This window comes from Comamonas sp. FUJ_7, assembly GCF_057369555.1.
Map to the genome: position 1 here is coordinate 179,514 of NZ_JBXXZI010000005.1, position 19,612 is coordinate 199,125.

Annotated in this window: 8 protein-coding genes and 2 tRNA genes; all 10 read left to right on the forward strand. The window is 62.0% G+C overall.

Going from position 1 to position 19,612, the window contains the following annotated elements:
* Window positions 1-77: 77 nt before the first annotated feature.
* The 10 genes from rpoC (at window position 78) to recD (ending at window position 19,612) form a co-directional block, all read left to right on the forward strand.
* Complete coding sequence (gene rpoC / locus AC2I9W_RS09555; RefSeq protein ID WP_486409736.1) at window positions 78-4,301, forward strand: DNA-directed RNA polymerase subunit beta'; 4,224 nt, start codon at window positions 78-80, stop codon at window positions 4,299-4,301.
* A 206-nt stretch (window positions 4,302-4,507) separates the two neighbouring features.
* A complete protein-coding gene (gene rsmB / locus AC2I9W_RS09560; RefSeq protein WP_486409737.1) occupies window positions 4,508-5,893 on the forward strand; it encodes a 16S rRNA (cytosine(967)-C(5))-methyltransferase RsmB in 1,386 nt (461 codons plus the stop codon).
* Between the two features lie 43 nt (window positions 5,894-5,936).
* Window positions 5,937-6,506 (forward strand): DUF4390 domain-containing protein, encoded by a 570-nt coding sequence (locus AC2I9W_RS09565; RefSeq protein WP_486409738.1) that lies wholly within the window; start codon window positions 5,937-5,939, stop codon window positions 6,504-6,506.
* Complete coding sequence (locus AC2I9W_RS09570; protein ID WP_486409739.1) at window positions 6,506-8,848, forward strand: sensor histidine kinase; 2,343 nt, start codon at window positions 6,506-6,508, stop codon at window positions 8,846-8,848. Before AC2I9W_RS09565 ends, AC2I9W_RS09570 begins: the two co-directional genes overlap by 1 nt.
* Before the next feature lie 17 nt (window positions 8,849-8,865).
* The gene (locus AC2I9W_RS09575; protein ID WP_486409740.1) at window positions 8,866-9,531 is read left to right on the forward strand and encodes a response regulator; all 666 of its coding nucleotides are present in this window, start codon (window positions 8,866-8,868) and stop codon (window positions 9,529-9,531) included.
* 86 nt (window positions 9,532-9,617) lie between these two features.
* A tRNA-Phe gene (locus AC2I9W_RS09580) sits at window positions 9,618-9,693 on the forward strand.
* Window positions 9,694-9,837: 144 nt separating this feature from the next.
* A tRNA-Phe gene (locus AC2I9W_RS09585) sits at window positions 9,838-9,913 on the forward strand.
* A gap of 272 nt (window positions 9,914-10,185) precedes the next feature.
* Window positions 10,186-13,737, forward strand: a complete 3,552-nt coding sequence (recC, locus tag AC2I9W_RS09590) for an exodeoxyribonuclease V subunit gamma (RefSeq protein WP_486409741.1) — start codon at window positions 10,186-10,188, stop codon at window positions 13,735-13,737.
* Entirely contained in the window at window positions 13,734-17,519 is a 3,786-nt protein-coding gene (gene recB / locus AC2I9W_RS09595) for an exodeoxyribonuclease V subunit beta (protein WP_486409742.1), read from the forward strand. Before recC ends, recB begins: the two co-directional genes overlap by 4 nt.
* Window positions 17,516-19,612, forward strand: a complete 2,097-nt coding sequence (recD, locus tag AC2I9W_RS09600) for an exodeoxyribonuclease V subunit alpha (protein WP_486409743.1) — start codon at window positions 17,516-17,518, stop codon at window positions 19,610-19,612. The genes recB and recD overlap by 4 nt, the downstream gene beginning before the upstream one ends.

Here is a 19,612-nt window from a genome sequence, read left to right on the forward strand (position 1 = left end):
TGCGCTTGGTTCGTTGCTGAAACCAAGGCAAATCCAGCGGTGGCTGCAATGATTTTTGACGAAAAGGAAAGAGTTACATGAAATCGCTACTCGACCTGTTCAAGCAATTTACGCCTGATGAGCATTTCGATGCCATCAAGATCGGCCTGGCTTCGCCCGAGAAGATTCGTTCGTGGTCTTTCGGTGAAGTGAAGAAGCCCGAGACGATCAACTACCGTACTTTCAAGCCCGAGCGTGATGGTCTGTTCTGCGCCAAGATCTTTGGCCCGATCAAGGACTACGAATGCCTGTGCGGCAAGTACAAGCGCCTCAAGCACCGCGGTGTGATCTGCGAGAAGTGCGGCGTTGAAGTCACACAGACCAAGGTGCGTCGCGAACGCATGGGTCACATCGATCTGGCCGCGCCTTGCGCCCATATCTGGTTCCTGAAGTCCCTGCCTTCGCGCCTGGGCCTGGTGCTGGACATGACGCTGCGTGACATCGAGCGTGTGCTGTACTTCGAAGCCTATGTGGTGACCGACCCCGGCATGACACCGCTGAAGAAGTTCAGCATCATGACCGAAGACGATTACGACGCCAAGCAGCTGGAATACGGTTACGACGAATTCACTGCCAAGATGGGCGCTGAAGGCATCAAGGACCTGCTCGAAGGCATCGACATCGACGTCGAGATCGAACGCCTGCGCAACGATCTGACCGGCTCCGAAGTCAAGGTCAAGAAGAACGCCAAGCGCCTGAAGCTGCTGGAAGCGTTCAAGAAGTCCGGTATCAAGCCCGAGTGGATGGTGATGGAAGTGCTGCCCGTGCTGCCTCCCGATCTGCGTCCTCTGGTGCCTCTGGACGGTGGCCGTTTCGCCACTTCCGACCTGAACGACCTGTACCGCCGCGTCATCAACCGTAACTCGCGTCTGCGCCGCCTGCTGGAGCTCAAGGCTCCCGAAATCATTGCCCGCAATGAAAAGCGCATGCTGCAAGAAGCGGTGGACTCGCTGCTGGACAACGGCCGTCGCGGCAAGGCCATGACGGGCGCCAACAAGCGTGCTCTGAAGTCCCTGGCCGACATGATCAAGGGTAAGAGCGGTCGCTTCCGCCAGAACTTGCTGGGTAAGCGGGTGGACTACTCCGGTCGTTCCGTGATTACCGTGGGTCCTTACCTCAAGCTGCACCAGTGCGGTCTGCCCAAGCTGATGGCGCTGGAGCTGTTCAAGCCCTTCATCTTTGCGCAGCTCGAGCAGCGCGGCATCGCCACGACCATCAAGGCTGCCAAGAAGGAAGTGGAAGCCGGTACGCCCGTGGTGTGGGACATCCTTGAAGAAGTCATCAAGGAACACCCCATTATGCTCAACCGTGCGCCTACGCTGCACCGTTTGGGTATCCAGGCCTTTGAACCTATCCTGATCGAAGGCAAGGCTCTGCAACTGCACCCGCTGGTTTGTGCTGCCTTTAACGCCGACTTTGACGGTGACCAGATGGCTGTTCACGTGCCTCTGTCTGTGGAAGCGCAGATGGAAGCCCGCGTGCTGATGCTGGCTTCGAACAACGTGCTGTTCCCCGCTTCGGGCGAACCCTCCATCGTTCCTTCTCAGGACGTGGTGCTGGGTCTGTATCACGCCACGCGTGAAAAGATCAACGGCAAGGGCGAAGGCATGGTGTTTGCCGACCTGATGGAGCTGCAACGCGCTCTGGATGCCGGCGAGACCGAGCTGCACGCCAAGGTGAGCGTGCGTCTGACCGAGTGGAACAAGAACAAGGAAACCGGCGAATTCGAGCCCGTGACCTCGCTCGTGGAAACCACCGTGGGCCGTGCTCTGCTGTCTGAAATCCTGCCCAAGGGCCTGGCTTTCAGCAACATGAACAAGGCGCTGAAGAAGAAGGAAATCTCGAAGCTGATCAATGCTTCGTTCCGCAAGTGCGGCCTGAAGGCAACCGTGGTGTTCGCCGACAAGCTGTTGCAAAACGGTTTCCGTCTGTCCACGCACGCTGGTATTTCGATCTCCATCGACGACATGCTGGTGCCTCCGCAAAAGGCCGACATCCTGGCCCGCGCGGAAGCCGAAGTGAAGGAAATTGAGCAGCAGTACGTCTCGGGTCTGGTGACCTCTGGCGAGCGCTACAACAAGGTGGTGGACATCTGGGGCAAGGCCGGTGACGACGTGTCCAAGGTGATGATGGACCAGCTGAAGGTTCAGAAGACCATTGACCGTCACGGCAACGAAGTCGATCAGGAGTCGTTCAACGCGATTTACATGATGGCTGACTCCGGCGCCCGTGGCTCCGCAGCTCAGATTCGTCAGCTGGCCGGTATGCGTGGTCTGATGGCCAAGCCAGACGGCTCGATTATCGAAACGCCTATTACCGCGAACTTCCGCGAAGGCCTGAACGTTCTGCAGTACTTCATCTCGACCCACGGTGCTCGTAAGGGTCTGGCCGACACGGCGTTGAAGACAGCTAACTCCGGCTACCTGACGCGTCGTCTGGTGGACGTGACGCAAGACCTGGTCGTGAACGAGCAGGACTGCGGCACTTCCAACGGCTACGTGATGCGGGCCATCGTCGAAGGCGGTGAAGTGATCGAATCCCTGCGCGACCGCGTGCTGGGCCGCTCGACTGCTGAAGACGTGCTGCACCCTGAGAATCGTTCCGTGCTGTTGCCCGCTGGTACTCTGCTGGACGAAGACACCATCGAAGAGCTGGAAAACCAGGGCGTGGACGAGATCAAGGTCCGCACGGCTCTGACCTGCGAAACCCGCTTCGGTCTGTGCGCAACCTGCTACGGTCGTGACCTGGGTCGCGGTGGCCTGATCAATATGGGTGAAGCTGTAGGCGTGATCGCTGCGCAGTCCATCGGTGAACCCGGCACGCAGCTGACCATGCGTACCTTCCACATTGGTGGTGCCGCTTCGCGCGCTGCCATCGCTTCGAGCGTGGAAGCCAAGTCCAATGGTGTGATCGGCTTCAACAGCACGATGCGCTATGTCTCCAACACCAAGGGCGAGCTGGTGGTGATTTCGCGTTCCGGCGAAATCGTGATCACGGAAAACGGCCGCGAGCGTGAGCGTCACAAGGTGCCTTATGGCGCTGTGCTGACCATCAAGCCCGATGAAGCCATCAAGGCCGGCAAGATCCTGGCGAACTGGGATCCTCTGACCCGACCCATCATTACCGAATACGCCGGTCGCGTGAAGTTCGAGAACGTGGAAGAAGGTCTGACGGTGGCCAAGCAGGTCGACGAAGTGACCGGTCTGTCCACTCTGGTGGTGATCGACCCCAAACGTCGTGGCTCCGCCAAGGTGGTGCGTCCTCAGGTCAAGCTGATCGACGCCAACGGCCAGGAAGTCAAGATTCCCGGTACCGACCACGCTGTGACGATCGGCTTCCAGGTCGGCGCCCTGATCCAGGTGCGCGACGACCAGGACGTGGGTCCTGGCGAGGTGCTGGCCCGTATCCCTGTCGAAGGTCAGAAGACCCGAGACATTACCGGTGGTCTGCCTCGTGTGGCCGAGCTGTTCGAAGCCCGTACGCCCAAGGACAAGGGTACTCTGGCCGAGATGACCGGTACCGTGTCCTTCGGTAAGGAAACCAAGGGCAAGATCCGCTTGCAGATTACTGATCTGGAAGGCAAGGTCTGGGAAGAGCTGGTGCCCAAGGAGCGCAACATTCTGGTGCACGAAGGCCAGGTGGTGAACAAGGGTGAATCCATCGTTGACGGTCCCGCCGATCCTCAAGACATCCTGCGTCTGCTGGGTATCGAAGAGCTGTCGCGCTACATCGTGGACGAGGTGCAGGACGTGTACCGCTTGCAGGGTGTGAAGATCAACGACAAGCACATCGAAGTGATCGTGCGCCAGATGCTGCGTCGCGTGATCATCGAGAACTCTGGCGATACCACCTACATCCAGGGTGAACAGGTCGAGCGTTCCGAGGTGCTCAACACCAACGAACAGATGCTCAAGGAGGGCAAGCTGCCTGCCACGTACTCCAACGTGCTGTTGGGTATTACCAAGGCTTCGCTGTCCACCGACTCGTTCATCTCTGCGGCGTCCTTCCAGGAAACCACGCGCGTTCTGACCGAAGCTGCCATCATGGGCAAGCGCGACGAGCTGCGTGGCCTGAAGGAAAACGTGATCGTGGGTCGTCTGATCCCCGCTGGTACCGGTCTGGCATACCACCAGGCTCGCAAGGCCAAGGACGAAATGGACGACGCCGAGCGCCGTGCCATTGCCGAAGCCGAAGAAGCCGAGCTGGCCGGTGTGCTGGCTGATGACGTCGACGCTCCTGCAGCCGACGCCTCTGCCGAGTAAGCATGGCGCTGATCCGCAGCTGGTAACGGCTTCGGATCACTGTTGATGCACCACGCTCCCGCTCTGCCTAGTGCAGACGGGAGCGTTTTTCATTGTTCAAAATACGATTGACTTCCATGAGGTGAGCGAAGCGAGGGTGCGATGGAACAGCCCGCTTAGCCGCTCGATGCATGTCAGTCCTGCAAGATTTTTCAGGTCTGCCCTCCATGACTTCCAAGCCCAACCCGTCCAAGATCGCCGCTGCTGGCACTGCTACGCCTAATGCTCCTGCCCTGTGGCAGCAGCTGGATGCCGTCGCCAAGGCCTTGCACGGCATTTTGGGCGGCCAGTCCAGCAAGGCGGTGCTGGCACAGGTGCCGCAGCGCTTGCGTCCGGGAGTGCAGGCCTTGCTGTTTCAGGTGCTGCGCAATCTGGGGCGTGCCCAGGCGCTGCAAAAGCAGCTGGCACCGCGTGCTCCAGCCCCGAAGGTGAGCGCTCTGCTCAATACAGCGCTGGCTTTGGCGTGGGATGAAACGCAGGCCCCGTACCCGCCTTTTACACTGGTCAATCAGGCGGTGGAAGCGGCAAAGAATGGTGCGGCTCGTGCCCAGTCCGGCTTTATCAATGCCTGTCTGCGCCGCTTTCTGCGCGAGCGCGATGTGCTGGTGAGTGCGACGGACAAAGATCCTGTGGCCGTCTGGAATCACCCTGCCTGGTGGATTGCGCGTCTGAAAAAAGACCATCCCCAAGACTGGCAACTCATTCTGGAAGCCAATAACGCCCAGCCCCCGATGACGCTGCGTGTTAATACGCAAAAAACGACTCAAGCCGAGTACCAGTCTGCGCTGGCAGCTATCAATTTGAAATCGCTTCCTGTGGCTGAAAGCGGTTTGCAGCTGGAGCAGGCCGTGCAGGTACAGGACTTGCCGCAGTTTGCCCAGGGCTGGGCTTCGGTCCAGGATGCAGCCGCGCAAGCTGCGGCTCCTTTGCTATTGCAGGGCTTGGCCCAGCCCGAAGACCGGCCACTGCGCGTGCTGGATGCCTGCGCCGCGCCTGGTGGAAAGACGGCACATCTGCTTGAGCGTGCTACGCCGGGCAGTGTGGAAGTCACCGCGCTGGAGATCGATCCTGTGCGTGCCGAGCGCATTGGCGATACGCTGTCGCGCCTGGGGCTCAAGGCCAAGGTGCTGGTGGCTGATGCCTCCAGACCCGAAGACTGGTTTGATGAGCAATACAAAGGCCAGTTGTTTGACGCCATCTTGCTCGATGCGCCTTGCACGGCATCGGGCATTGTGCGCCGCCAGCCCGATGTGCGCTGGCTGCGCCGCGAGAGCGATGTGGCCCAGTTGGCCAGTATTCAATCCAAGCTGCTGGACACCATGTGGCCGCTGCTGCAGCCTGGCGGCCGTCTTGTTTATTGCACTTGTTCGGTCTTCAAGGCCGAGGGTGATGAGCAGCTCAAAGCGTTTCTTGCACGCAACACTACGGCAATCTGCCTGCCTGCACCGGGCCATTTAATACCCGGCAAGGGTGTCAAAGACGGCGCGGTGTCAGACAATGCCTTTGGTGATCACGACGGCTTTTATTACGCACTGCTGGAAAAAGCACGCTAACGCTGCAGCGCTAGCTTGGTGGCGCACGCTGCTTGCCGTCGCAATGCTGATGCTGCTCGGTTGGTCGACATTGCAGGCCAGAGCCGAGACCGTGGTGCCAGATATCAGCTCCATGCAGGCTACGCGTACGGAGGAGGGTGTCTTTCTCTCTGCCAACCTGCAATTCGAGCTGCCCGGTCAGGTGGAAGATGCCTTGCGCCAGGGCATTCCCATGTATTTCATTGCCGAAGCCCAGATTCAGCGTGAGCGTTGGTATTGGTCTGATCAGCAAGTGGGACAGGCTACGCGTTATTACCGAATCACCCACCAGCCGCTGACGCGGCGCTGGCGACTGCATATCTCCAATGCTGCGTTTACAGGTGGCAGTGGTACGGGGCTGGCACTGGGCCAGACCTATGAGCAGCTTGAAGATGCGATGGCTGCCATTCAGCGTATTTACCGCTGGAAGATTCTGGAGCCGGGACAGGTCAGCACAACCTCCGGTGTGTCGGTGCAGCTGCGTTTTCGCGTTGATCTGTCCTCCTTGCCAAGACCGCTGCAGATAGGTGCCTTGGGGCGCTCTGGCTGGAATTTGCAGCTGTCGCGCACCCAGCCACTGGAGGCCGCCCCCTGATGGCAGAGTTCAAGCATCTGGACGTCGAAGGCCGCACTCCTGCCGCAGCACGATGGTCGCGAGCAACACGCTGGGCTGTGGGCTGCGGTGTGGCACTGATGGCCGTGGTCGGCGTTTTGCTGCTGTTTTTGTTGACCATGGCCACCAACAACCGCCTGGCTTACGAGCGAAACTACAACTGGCTGTTTGCAGCCAATGTGGTGGTGGCCGGGGTGTTGCTGCTGGTGTTGCTATGGGGCGGGCTGAGGCTGGCACTGCGCCTTAAAAATGGGCGCTTTGGCAGTAATCTGCTGCTCAAGCTGGCGGGTATTTTTACCCTCGTCGGTCTGCTGCCGGGCTTGCTGATTTATGTGGTGTCCTACCAGTTCGTATCTCGTTCCATCGAGAGCTGGTTTGACGTCAAGGTTGAAGGCGCACTGTCTGCGGGGGTGAGCCTGGCTAGCTCCACGCTGGATACCGTGGCCAATGACATGGCCAACAACACACGGACTGCCGGTTTGCAGCTGGCGCAGACTTCCGATGCTGGCGCGGCCCTGATGCTGGAGCGTATTCGTGATCAGATCGGCGCCATTGATGTGGTGCTGTGGAATGCCTCGGGCAAGGCTATTGCAAGCGCCGGCCAGTCGCAGTTCCGTCTGGCTCCTGAGCGCCCCAGCCCGCAGTTGTTGCGGAGTCTGCGCGAGCAAAGCGGCCAGCGCGCCGTGGGAAGCGTGGAAGGCCTGGATGATGCGGGTGATGTGCCTGCCGAGCAGGTTGCAGAGAATGCCAGGGTGCGCACGCTGGCGCTGGTGCCCAGCTCGGCGGTGAACCTGCTGGAAGAGGCGCGCTACCTGCAAGCGACCATTCCACTGCCCAAGACCTTGGTCACCAATGCCTTGGCCGTGCAGGCCGCCAACCGGGAGTACCAGGAAAGAGCGCTGGCCCGCGCCGGCCTGCAGCGCATGTATATCGGCACGCTGACGCTGGCATTGTTTCTGGCCGTTTTCGGTGCCGTGGTGCTGGCCGTGGTGCTTGGCAACCAATTGGCCAAGCCATTGCTGCTGCTAGCCCAGGGCATGCGCGATGTGGCTCGTGGCGACTTGCGGCCCAAGCCTGCGCTGCAAAGCAAGGATGAAATTGGCGGGCTGACGCGCTCTTTTGCGGTCATGACGCAGCAACTGGCCGATGCACGCTCTGATGCCAATCGCAACTTGCTGCAGCTTGATGCGGCGCGCAGTAATCTGCAGACGATTCTGGATAACCTCACGTCCGGTGTCATCGTGCTGGAGTGCGACGGGCGCATCGTGCTCAGCAACCCGGGAGCGACCCGCATTCTGCGTGCGCCCATGGCGGTGTTTCAGGGAAAGCGCCTGTGTGATGTCTCGGGGTTGCAAGACTTTGCCCGTGTAGTGCAGGAGCAGTTTGAAATATTTCTGGGCGATGCTTCGGCCGAGCAAGGACGTGACCGCTGGCAGAAGGTCTATGAACTCGATGGCGGCAGCGGCAATGGTGACGTGGTGCACAACACCACCAGTCTGGTCATGCGAGGGGCCGAGCTGCCAGATGATCAGCGCCTGCTGGTGTTTGATGACATCTCCGAGATTGTGTCGGCCCAGCGAGCCCAGGCCTGGGGGGAAGTCGCGCGTCGCGTGGCACATGAGATCAAGAACCCGCTGACACCAATACAGCTGTCCGCCGAGCGTCTGGCTATGAAGCTGACGGACAAGCTGCAGCCCACAGAGCAGGCGCTGCTGGCCAAATCCGTCAAGACCATCGTTGATCAGGTAGGGGCAATGAAGCGGCTGGTCGATGAGTTTCGCGAGTACGCACGCTTGCCGGCGGCCAATCTGCAACCGCTGGATCTGAATGCGCTGGTGACCGAAGTTCTGCAGCTGTATGGCGAAGAAAATGCGGCAGTGCGTGTAGAGGCATCACTGGATGAGACTTGCCCCTTGATTCAGGGCGATAGCCAGCAACTGCGCCAGGTCATCCACAATCTTTTGCAAAATGCACAAGATGCCACGGCGCAGCGAGCCCAGGAAACAGGGCAGACTCCGGGATCTGTGACCATTGAAACCCGCTGGGTCGATGCCGTGCAGCGTGTGCGCCTTAGCATTAACGATAGCGGCACGGGATTTGCTCCCAATATTTTACAAAGAGCTTTCGAGCCCTACGTAACCACCAAGTCCCGAGGCACAGGCCTGGGCTTGGCCGTGGTCAAGAAAATCGCAGATGAGCACGGCGCCAGAGTGGACCTGGGTAATCGAGAGGACGACGGGGTAGTTCAAGGCGCGCGAGTGTCGCTATCATTTGTACCTAACGACCGTGCACAGGCGGATGATCCCGCTGTACACAAGGCATAGCAACAGGCTTTAGACACATGGCAAACATACTAGTGGTCGACGACGAACTGGGGATCCGGGATTTGTTGTCGGAAATCCTCAACGACGAAGGTCATAGTGTGGACGTGGCAGAAAACGCCACGCAGGCACGGGTATCCAGAGCAACGCATAACTACGATCTGGTGCTGCTGGATATCTGGATGCCAGACACGGACGGCGTTACCTTGCTCAAGGAATGGGCGACAGCGGGTCAGCTCACCATGCCGGTGATCATGATGAGCGGGCATGCGACCATCGAAACAGCTGTCGAGGCAACGCGCATTGGTGCACTTTCCTTCCTGGAAAAACCCATCACCATGCAGAAGCTGCTCAAGGCAGTGGAGCAGGGGCTGGCCCGCAGCTCTGCCAGCCAAAGCACAGAGGCAGCGTCACCCACCAGTAGCGGCTCGGTGTCGGTGGCGGCTGTCAGCGTGACTGCACAGGCGGCAGAAGACAGCTTGCCCAGCTCGCACCAGGGCTTTGATCTTGACCGTCCTTTGCGCGAAGCGCGAGATGGCTTTGAGAAGGCCTATTTCGAATTTCATCTGGCGCGCGAAGGTGGTTCGATGACGCGTGTGGCGGAGAAAACAGGTCTTGAGCGCACGCACCTCTATCGCAAGCTGCGCCAGCTGGGCGTGGACCTGGGGCGCAACCGTCGCGGATAATTTTTCAAAAAATGCCACGATTTCGATTTGGGTATGAAAACTATGCCTATAATCGTGGCTTCAGTGCTCAAGAGTGCTGAATAAATGGCCCGGTAGCTCAGTCGGTAGAGCAGAGGATTGAAAATCCTTGTGTCGGCGGTTCGATTCCGTCCCAGGCCACCAAATTTCAAATCCCAGATCAGCAATGACCTGGGATTTTTCATATCGAGCTTGGGCTGGGTCAGCATGGTTGAATGTGAGCCTGCATCCCGTCTCAACGCAGATATGAACCTATAATCGCGCTTCACAAAACTTCTGTGAAGCAAAGGCCCGGTAGCTCAGTCGGTAGAGCAGAGGATTGAAAATCCTTGTGTCGGCGGTTCGATTCCGTCCCAGGCCACCAAATTCCAAGCCCCTGATCATTGCTGATCTGGGGCTTTTGTCATTTTGGGTTGAACTCCTGGCGGCTCATCGGGCCTGAATAAGCACCCTGGTCTTCACAAAGAATAGCTGCTTGCGCTTGCCTGCTCTAGATTTTGGATAGTTTTGAGTTTGATAACGCTGCTGAATAAGCGCTGGCAGCTTTGCTTTTGATAGCGAATCCATGTCACAACTTGTCAGCTGCTGCCGTTAAGCTTGCAGCTTTATCGGCGATAGACAGGCACAGGAGCATGTGTGGCAGCAGAGCAGCAAACAAAGGCGTCGCAATCCGCGGGTAGCTGGCAACCGGGGTTGATTGCCCTGCATGGCAATAAGACGGAGGCGCTGGCTGATACCGTGCTGGCCTGGCTGGCCGCAAACCCTTTGCAGGCGCTGGAGCCTGAAATCGTGCTGGTGCAAAGCAACGGCATGGCCGAGTGGTTCAAGATGCGCATGGCCGAGCATCAGGGCGTGTGCGCGGCGGCCCAGGTGGAGCTGCCGGCGCGCTTTGTCTGGCGCAGTTACCGGCAGATTCTCGGCAAGCATGAGGTGCCGCGTGAGTCGCCGCTTGATAAGACGCCCATGATCTGGCGCTTGATGCGCCTGCTGCCGCAATGTCTTGAAGATCCCGCGTTCGAGCCGATTGCCAATTTTCTGCGCCCCGGCGAGCCGCAGCGCCTGCTGCAACTGGCCGAAAAGCTGGCGGACTTGTTTGACCAGTACCAGATTTACCGCGCCGACTGGCTGGCAGCTTGGGAGCAAGGCGAGGATGTGATGCGCTCTGCCGGTCGCCCTGACGTGCCCGTGCCCGAAGGGCAGCTGTGGCAGCCCCAGTTGTGGCGCAAGGTGCTGGCGGAGCTGGATGAGAACGAGCGCGCCGCCACCCGCCCAGCCTTGTTGGCGAGGATTTTGAACGCGTTGGAGAAGGGGCAGCCGCCCGTGACACCGCTGGCACGCCGCGTGGTGGTGTTTGGCATGAGCCAGATGCCGTTGTCGCTGATGCAGTTTCTGAGCGGCATTGCCCAGCACAGCCAGGTGCTGATCGCTGTGCCCAACCCGTGCCGCTTTCACTGGGCTGATGCGATTGATGGGCGTGAGCTGCTGCGCCAGCAGCGCCGCCGTCATGCGGACAAGGGCGGAAAGGACTTGGCCCAGATTCCACTGGAGGCCATGCACGCCCATGCCCATCCGCTGCTGGCGGCCTGGGGCAGGCAGAGCCGCGACTATGTGCGCCAGCTCGATGCGTTCGACACCACGGGCGACACGGCCGTGCAATGGGGCTGGCCGCGGGTGGATGTGTATGACGAGGCCGATGCTGCAGATCTGGTCGATGCACCTTTGCTGGTGCAGGTGCAGCAGCGCATTCGCGACCTGGTGCCCATGTCCGAGCATCCGCCGCTGGAGATTGCAGCGGCGGATCAGTCCATCGTCTTTCACAAGGCCCATGGTCTGGTGCGCGAGCTGGAGGTACTGCACGATCAGTTGCTGCAGTGGCTGGCGCAGCCCGCTGCCGCAGGCCAAGCACCGCTGGCGCCGCGTGATGTGGTGGTCATGTTGCCGTCGATTGAGGAAGCTGCCCCGGCCATTCGCGCCGTGTTTGGACAGTACAGCCGCCACGATGCACGCCATATTCCATTTGACATTGCCGACGTGAGCGCGCGCGTCAGCAGCCCGCTGGTGACAGCGCTGCAATGGTTGCTCAAGCTGCCGCAGCAGCGCTGTCGCCTGAGCGAGCTGTGTGATCTGCTCGATGTGCCCGCTGTGGCGGCGCGCGTGGGGCTGGCGGCTGACGACCTGCCTCAGCTCACGCACTGGATGGCGGGGGCTGGTATTCGCTGGGGGCTCAATCATGAGCAGCGTGCCCAGCTGGGGCTGGCTGCCTGTGGCGATCCCAATAGCGCCTGGTTTGGCCTGCGTCGCATGCTGCTGGGCTATGCCAGCGGCCCGGCGTTGGAGGCCGGGGATGAAGCCGCGCAGACTTTTGCGGGCATGGAGCCTTATGACGAGGTGGGCGGGCTGACGGCCGAGCTGGCCGGTTCGCTGGCCAGCTTGCTGGCACGCATGCTGCAGTGGTGGCAGACCGCCAGTGCAGCGGCAGAGCCTGAAGTGTGGGCGCAGCGCTTTCGTGCATTGATGGATGATTTTTTTGTGGCGCAAGGCGATGACGATCAGGCGTTGGTCGCTGCGCTGGATACGGCCTTGGTCAGTTGGCAGACCGCCTGCGAGCAGGCGGGATTTGCATCGGCCATTCCGCTGGAAGTGGCGCAGGAGGCATGGCTGCAAGCCCTGTCTGAGCCTGCGCTCAACCAGCGCTTTCGCGCTGGCGGCGTGACGTTCTGTACGCTGATGCCCATGCGCGCCATTCCGTTTGAGGTGGTGTGCCTGCTGGGCATGAACGATGGCGACTATCCGCGCCGGGCTACGCGTGTGGACTTCGACTTGATGGCACAACCGGGCCAGCAGCGCCCCGGCGATCGTGCGCGCCGTGACGACGACCGCCAGCTCATGCTCGATGCGCTGCTGTCGGCCCGCAGCAGGCTCTACATCAGCTGGGCGGGCCGTAATGTGCGTGACAACAGCGAGCAGCCGCCCTCGGTGCTGGTGTCGCAGCTGCGTGACTATCTGGCGCAGGGCTGGCAAGGGGAAGGTGGTGACTTGCTGGGACAACGCACCCAGCAGCATCCGTTGCAGCCCTTTAGCCGCCGCTATTTTGAACAGGCCTCGGGTCTGTCCACCTTTGCCCGCGAATGGTATGGCGCGCATGAGGAACGCGAGGTACTGGCCGTGCCTGCAGTCGCTGCTTTCGAGCCCGACCCCGAAGTGCCGCTGACGCTGGCGCGTCTCACAGACTTTCTGCGCAACCCCGCTCGCAACTTCTTGCGCAACCGCCTGCTGGTGCGCTTTGAGCAAGACGATAAGGTGGTGGAAGACGACGAGCTGTTCAGCGTGGACGGACTGATGGCCTATGGCCTGATTGCACAGCTGCAGCAGGGCGTGCGCACGCAGCTGGCGCAGGGCGCTGCGGTGGATGTGTCTGCACAAGTGCAGCGCCAGGTGCAGCGGCTGGGTCGTGCTGGCGTGCTGCCGCTGGCTGGGTTGGGTGAGCGCGAGGCGCAGGCGCTGCAGGCGCAGACCACGCCCTCGCTGCTGGCCTGGCAGCAGCAGATGCAGCAATGGCCGCAGGCTGCGCCGCGAGAGCGCCTGCTGCTGCAGGCCGGTGCGGTCACGCTGGATGACTGGATCGATGGGCTACAGGAGCGTGCCGAACCTGCATCGGCAGAGGGCAGCCGCCGCTGCTGGTTTGCGCTGGAGCCGCGCACCTTGCTCAATCAAAAAGGCGAGCTGCAGGCCTACAAGCTGATGCCGCTGTATGTGCGCAGTCTGGCGCTGTCCGCCACGGGAGCGAACGCACTGATGTGCGTGATTGCGCGCGACACCATGGTCTGGGTGCAGCCTGTGGAGCAAACCGTGGCGAAGTCACGCCTGCAGACGCTGATGGGCCTGTGGCTGCAGGGGCAGAACACAGCGGTGCCCCTGCCGCTCAAAACCGCCATCAAGGCTGCCAAGGATGATCTGAATGCGGCGGCGCAGGAGTATGAAGGCGGGTTCATGCTGGGCGGGGAATGCGAAGACGCCAGCTGGGCGCGCTGCTACCCGGACTGGGAGGCACTGACGGCCGATCTGCGCTTTCACACATTGGCCAAGGAAGTCTATGGCCCGCTGCATGACTGGCTGGCCGCGCAGCTGCAGATCGAGGACCTGCCAGCATCGAGCCACCCAGAAGACGCCGCAGGAGAGCAGGCATGAGCAAGCATTTATCCACCAGTCAGGCACTGCAGCCCCTGCACTTTCCGCTCTGGGGCTCGCGCCTGATCGAGGCCAGCGCAGGCACGGGAAAAACCTGGACGATTGCCGCGCTGTATTTGCGGCTGGTGCTGGGGCATGGCGTGGACAAGAGCTTCTCCAGACCACTGATGCCGCCCGACATACTGGTCATGACCTTTACGCGTGCTGCCACGCGAGAGCTTTCGGATCGTATTCGCGCTCGCTTGATCGAGGCCGTGCAATGCTTTCGCGGCGAGGCCGAGCCTGCAGCGCACGACAGCTTCTTGCGCGATCTGCGCGATGCCTATGCCGAAGGCGCGCAGCGTGACACCGCCGCCTGGCGGCTCGATATGGCCGCGCAGTGCATGGACGATGCGGCCATCCACACCATCGATGCCTGGTGCCAGCGGATGCTGCGCGAGCATGCGTTTGACAGCGGCAACCTGTTCGATGAAACGCTGGAGGCCGATGAAAGCCAGCGCCAGACCGAGGCCGCGCAGGACTACTGGCGTCAGCAGTGCTACCCGTTGTCGGGTGAGGTGCTGGAGGTGGCGCTCAGCGTGTGGCCTGATGTGCATGCGCTGGTCAAGGACATGCAATCGCTGCTGCGTGAAACCGTGCCTGCGGATGCCGGGGAAGGCACGCTGGCCGAGCGCATTGTGCAGATGCAGGCGCAGCGTGCGCAGCAGTTGAAAACGCTGGCCGATGGCTGGGAGCAAAAGGCCGAGCGCCTGCTGCACTGGATTGAGGGCGAACTCGACGGTCGCGCAGCGCTGTGGGACAAACGCAAGCTGCAAGCGCGCTATTACACAGGATGGTTTTCCAGCATTACGGCGTGGGCCCAAGACCCGCTGAACCAGCCGCTGGAGCTGAGCGAATCCGCCCGCAAACGCCTGTGCCCCGAAGGCATGGCCGAGGCCTTCAAAGGCTCGACCATGGACCTGCTGCTGCCCACCGAATTTGCCGAGCTTGAGCAACTGCTGCAGGCGCTGGCCGCGCTGCCATCCATCAAGGTGGCGCTGCGCCTGCATGCCGCCGTGCATGTGCAGCAGCGCCTGCTGTGGATCAAGCGCCAGGCGGGCACCTTTGGCTTTGCCGACATGCTGCAGCGGCTGGATGCCGCGCTGGTGGGCGACAGCGGCCCCGCGCTGCGCGCCAGCATTCTGGCCCAGTACCCGGTGGCGCTGATTGACGAGTTTCAGGACACATCGCCGCTGCAATACCGGCTGTTTGACCGGATCTATCGCACAGCAGACAACAGTGCCGACAGCGCGCTGCTGCTGATCGGCGACCCCAAGCAGTCCATCTACGGCTTTCGCGGTGCGGATATTTACAGCTATCTGCAAGCACGCCGGGCGACCGAAGGCCGTCACTATGTGCTGGACACTAATTTCCGCTCCTCACAGGCGCTGGTCGATGCCGTCAACCAGTGGTTTGTGCAGGCCGAAGCTCGTGATGGCGAAGGTGCTTTCATGTTCCGCACGGGGCAAAGCAACCCGCTGCCTTTTGAGCCCGTCAAGGCCAATGGCCGTAAAGAGCTGCTGATGCAAGGCGGTCAGCGCATGGCCGCGCTGACGGTGGCGTGGGATGAAGGAGCGGATGAACCGCGCGTACCGCTGAGCGGCAACGATATTCGCCGGCGAGGTGCAGAGTTCTGCGCCAGCCAGATCGTGCAATGGCTGATGGACGAGGGCACGGGCTTTGCCGAAGAAGGCAAGCCGCTGCAGCGCATGCGCCCTGCCGATATTGCCGTGCTGGTGCGCACAGGCAAGGAGGCCGCAGCCGTGCGCCGTGCATTGGCCAAACGCAATGTGGCGTCGGTCTATCTGTCCGATCAGGATTCGGTCTTTGCCAGTGACGAGGCCCGGGATTTGCTGCTGTGGCTGCGCGCTGTCGCGGCACCGCTCGATGGACTGGCCGTGCGTGCAGGGCTTGCCACGCAGATGATGGGCTTGTCGTTTGATGAGCTGGCGTACCTCGCCAGCGATGACGAGGCTTTCGATGCGCGCAGCGAGCAGCTCAAAGAGCTGCACAGCATCTGGCTGCGTCTGGGCGTGCTGGCCATGCTGCGCCAGACCCTGTATCGCTTTAAGCTGCCCGCTCGCTGGCTGCAGGACATGGGCGGAGAGCGCCGCCTGACCAACTATCTGCATCTGGCCGAGCTGCTGCAAAGCGCCAGTGCCCAGCTGGAGGGTGAGCAGGCGCTGATCCGCTGGCTGGCCACGCAAATCGAAACACCGGGCGCGGCGGGCGATGCGCAGATTGTGCGGCTGGAGTCCGACGCCGATCTGGTCAAGGTCGTCACCGTGCACAAGAGCAAGGGGCTGGAGTACCCCGTGGTCTGCCTGCCGTTTGGCGGCAGCTTCAGGGCGGTGGATGGCAAGGCGGCCTACCTGTCGCTGCCGGTGCAGATCGATGGTGCGCCGGCACGTGAGCTGGTGCTGGACTATGACGATACGCAGCTGGCGCAGGCTGACAAAGAGCGTCTGCGTGAAGACCTGCGCCTGCTGTATGTGGCGCTGACCCGCCCGCGCCATGCGCTGTGGATGGGGCTGGCTCCCATGAAGCGTGGCAACAGCAAAAACTGCATCAATGAACAGGGTGCAGCGGGCTATCTGCTTGCGGGTGGCGCTTCGCAATCCATAGCGGGCTGGCGTGCCAGCATCCAGAGCTTGAGCGATGCGTGCGCGCAGATTGCGGTGGTGGATTTGCCCGCCGAACTGCCCATGCCCACGCGCTATGTGCCTGCGCAAGACTTGCCTGCTTTGGCGGGGGCGCCCGTGTACGCGGCGCAGTTTGACCGCCGCTGGGGCATTGGCAGCTTTTCATCGCTGACCCGTGCCATGGCTGCGCCCAGCTTGCCGGTGCGGGCCGTGGCGGCCCAGAACCCTGCCGAAGATGAACGCGTGTTGGAAGAACCCGCAGGGGGCGAGGCCACCGTGGATCTGACGGCAATCACCCGCCTGCCCATGGCTGCCGGTGCGCGCAGCGATGCTGCCGTGTGGCACCGCTTCATGCGTGGGCCGGTAGTAGGGAATTTTTTGCACGATCAGCTGGAGTGGCTGGCCAGTGAAGACTTTGCGCTGCAGCCCAAGGACGACCCGGAGGTCAGCGAACCGCTGGCCGCCCGCCTGCTGCGCCGCTGCGAGCGTGCAGGCCGCCAGGAGCAGGCGCAGGATGCGCTGGAGTGGCTGCGTGCCGTGGTGCACCAGCCGCTGGCCCCTCTGGGCGTGTCGCTGGCGCAGTTGGGCGAGGGCGATGCCATGCTGCCCGAGATGGAATTCTGGTTGCCTGCACAGCGCCTGTCGGCCCAGCGCATCGATGCCCTGTGCCGTCAGCACATCCTGCCCGGCCAGCCGCGCCCCGTGCTGCCAGAGCGAGAGCTGCACGGCATGCTGATGGGCTTTGCAGACCTGGTCTTCAGCCACGGTGGCCGTTACTGGGTGCTGGATTACAAGACCAACCATCTGGGCCATGAGGCTGCGGCATATACGGCGCAAGCACTGCAGGCCGCCATGCTGGAGCACCGCTATGACGTGCAGGCGGCGCTGTATCTGCTGGCGCTGCACCGGCTGCTCAAAAGTCGTCTGGGTGCGGCTTATCAGTCCGAAGAACACTTGGGCGGTGCCCTGTACTACTTTCTGCGAGGGCTGGATGGCGATGCGGCCGGCATGCATGTGCTGGAGCCGTCGCTTTCCTTGCTTGAAGGGCTGGAAGCCTTGCTGGACGATAGCGAAGAAACTGTCGAGGAGATGCAGCCATGAAGGGCCGCCGCAAAGCCGATCTGCAAACACTGGACCTGTTTGCCGCGACCGATGATGGCGACCCCGTAACCCTGAGCATTGCCGACTGGCTGATGGCGCTGGAGCGGCTGGCCGATGCCGGTTTGCTGCGCAGGCTGGATAGCGCTCTGGCCGCCTTTGTGGCCGAGCAGGATGCCGGGGCCGATGCCGCCTTGCTGGTTGCCACCGCCGTGCTGGCGCAGATGGAGGGGCGTGGCCACAGCTGTCTGCCGCTGCAGGCGCTGGCCAGCAGTCCGAATGAAATCCTTGCCTGGCCCAAAGAAGCCTTGCACCTGCAGCTATCGCTATGGGAGCAGCTGCCCCGCCAGCTCAGCGGCTGGCTGCGGGCGCTGCGCCGCAGCCCCGTCGTCCGGGTGGTGCAGCCTGGCATCGCCACTGTCGATCAAGGTCAGCCGCTGGTGCTGCTCGACGGACCCGCACCTTTGCTGTATCTGCGCCGCTACTGGGACTATGAGCGCAGCGTGGCTGTGCACATTGTTCAGCGCACAGGTGCGGATAGTGTGGCGGAGAGTACGCAGGTGGATGAGCCCAAGGTGCGTGACTGGCTGGGCCGCTTGTTCAACTCTCCTGCCGATGCGTTGGACTGGCAAAAACTGGCTTGTGCACTGGCGCTGCGCGGGCGCATGTCTGTCATCACCGGCGGGCCGGGAACGGGCAAAACCTATACCGCAGCCCGCCTGCTGGCGCTGCTGTTTGCCACGGCACCTGATGCGGCGCAGCTGCGCGTGGCGCTGGCGGCACCCACGGGCAAGGCGGCGGCAAGGCTCAAGCAGTCCATCGACAGCTCGCTGTTAGAGCTGCAGGACGCTGTGGGGAGCGAGCTGGACCTGGAAGCGCTGGTCAAACGCATGGGCGCGGCGCGCACTTTGCACTCGCTGCTGGGTGCAAGACCTGATACGCGGCGCTTTGCCCACCATGCGGGCAACCCGCTGGATGTGGACGTGCTCATCGTCGATGAGGCGTCCATGATCCACCTCGAAATGATGGCTGCGTTGCTGCAGGCACTGCCGCCCACGGCGCGATTGATTCTGCTGGGTGACAAGGACCAGCTGGCCTCCGTCGAAGCCGGTGCCGTGCTGGGCGACCTGTGCCGCGATGCCCAGCGTGGCAACTATGCGGCAGACACGGCGGCTTACGCCGAGCGCGTGACGGGCCAGAGCCTGCCCGCGCAGTATCTGGCGGCGGCCAAGGCGCTGCCGCTGGCCCAGCACACCGTCATGCTGCGCGAAAGCCGCCGTTTTGGCGGGCCCATCGGTCAGCTGGCGCTGGCCGTCAATGCCGGTGATGCGCCGGGCGCTACCGCCTTGCTGCGCGAGCAAACCCAGTCGGGCCCGAGTGCAGAACTCTGGTCACGCGAAGGCGGCGACATCGACGCCGTGGTGCGCAGCGCCGTGCAAGGCCGTGGCAATGCAGACAACAAGACCGCCAGTTACGCGGACTATGCCGAGGTGCTGCAGCAAGGGCGAGGCCAGCGCTTTGCCACGGAGGCTGCGCACCAGCAATGGATCAAGGCCGTGCTGGCCGCCTTTGACCGCTACCGCCTGTTGTGCGCAGTGCGTGAAGGCAGCTGGGGCGTGGCGGGCCTGAACCACGCGGTAGAGCAGGCGCTGCACGCTCAGGGCGCGATCCGCAAGGATGGTGAGTGGTACATGGGCCGCCCCGTCATGGTCACACGCAACGATGCGCAGCTTGGCGTGTTCAACGGCGACATCGGCATGGCCCTGCCCAGCTTTGCCGACCCGGCGCGGCTGCGTGTGTACTTCATGCAGGGCGAGAAGCTGCACCATGTCAGCACCGCGCGGCTGGCCCATGTGGAAACCGCCTTTGCCATGACGGTGCACAAAAGCCAGGGCTCGGAGTTTGAGCACACGGCGCTGGTGCTGGCCGCACAGGGCGGCAGCGTGCTTAGCCGCGAGCTGGTCTACACCGGCATCACGCGGGCCCGCAAGGCGTTTTCGCTGTGGTCGGAAGTGCCGGGGTTGTTGGTGTCGGCCATGGGCAGTCCTACGCAGCGCAGCAGTGGTTTGCTGGGGTTGATGGAGAGCGCTCAGTAG